Origin of the sequence: Methylobacterium sp. WL103 (genome assembly GCF_008039885.1) — a bacterium.
Lineage (GTDB): Bacteria > Pseudomonadota > Alphaproteobacteria > Rhizobiales > Beijerinckiaceae > Methylobacterium > Methylobacterium cerastii.
On the sequence record NZ_VRUX01000983.1, the window covers coordinates 1 to 1022 of the forward strand.

The following is a 1022-nucleotide window of genomic DNA, read 5'->3' on the forward strand; positions in this document are numbered from 1 at the left end:
CCTCGACGGCAAGGCCGCCGACGTGCGCGCCTGGCTCGGCGCGGTGCCCGAGACGGACGGCCACGCCCACGACGTGAATCGGCACGACGCGGCGATCCGCGCCTTCTCGCTGACCAGCGACGCGCCGGTGCCGCGCCCGGCGTTCGAGATGTTCCTGGATCTGCTGCGGGGCGGGCACGGCCCGAAGCTCCTGCGCCTCAAGGGCCTCGTCGCGATCGCCGACGACCCCGACCGGCCGGTGGTGGTCCACGGCGTCCAGCACGTGGTGCACGCCCCCGTCACCCTGCCGGCCTGGCCCGACGACGACCGCACCTCACGCCTGGTGCTGATCGTCCGCGACCTCGATCCGGCCTTCGTCGTCAGCCTCTGGGACGCCTTCCTCGGCCGCCCGCGGATCGACGCGCCGGATGCGGCGGCGCTGACGAACAACCCGCTGGCGATTCCCGGCGGCTGATACGGCCTCCGCGCAATCGAAGCGGAGGCCGTGTCAGGCAAGCCCGCGCGGCGCTTGAGCGAAGCCCAAATCCGCCATCCCGAAGGGATCGACCGGATTTGGTATGACGGAGCCCGCGGCACCATCCTTGAAACCAGCCTGTCGAAGGGCGCCCGAGGGGGCCCGAACGTCCCGGATCGGGACGATTCGTAGCCAAGGCGGGACGCAGGTGCCATGACGCACGGCTTCACGGTGATCCAGGGCGGACAGGCCCAGCCCGACGCGGCGGTGGACGTCCACCCGGTTTCGACCGGCACCGAGGCGGCCACCGAAGGTTGGCGGGTGGACCTGCGCCTCGCCGGCACCGTCGACGACGGCGCGGTCGCCGCCTGGCGGGCGCTGATGACGCGCAACGCGATCACCGATCCGCGGGTCGACCCGGATTACCTGCTGAGCGCGGCCCGGCATCAGTCCGGCGGCCGGGCCATCGCCTTCGCCCTGGCCTGGGACCGGGACGGGAGCGGCCGCGAGGCATTGCGCGGCGTGATGCCGATGGCGATGCCGCATGCGATCTGGGGGCGGGCGCGGG

1 protein-coding gene and 1 pseudogene are annotated in these 1022 nt (G+C 73.2%); both read left to right on the top strand.

Features of this window, described 5'->3' with window-relative positions:
• The coding region (locus FV222_RS27200) for a GTP-binding protein (RefSeq protein WP_147816244.1) at window positions 1-454 on the top strand (454 nt) is incomplete at its 5' end.
• Between the two features lie 213 nt (window positions 455-667).
• Window positions 668-1022, top strand: a pseudogene (locus FV222_RS27205) (hypothetical protein); the annotation flags it as partial.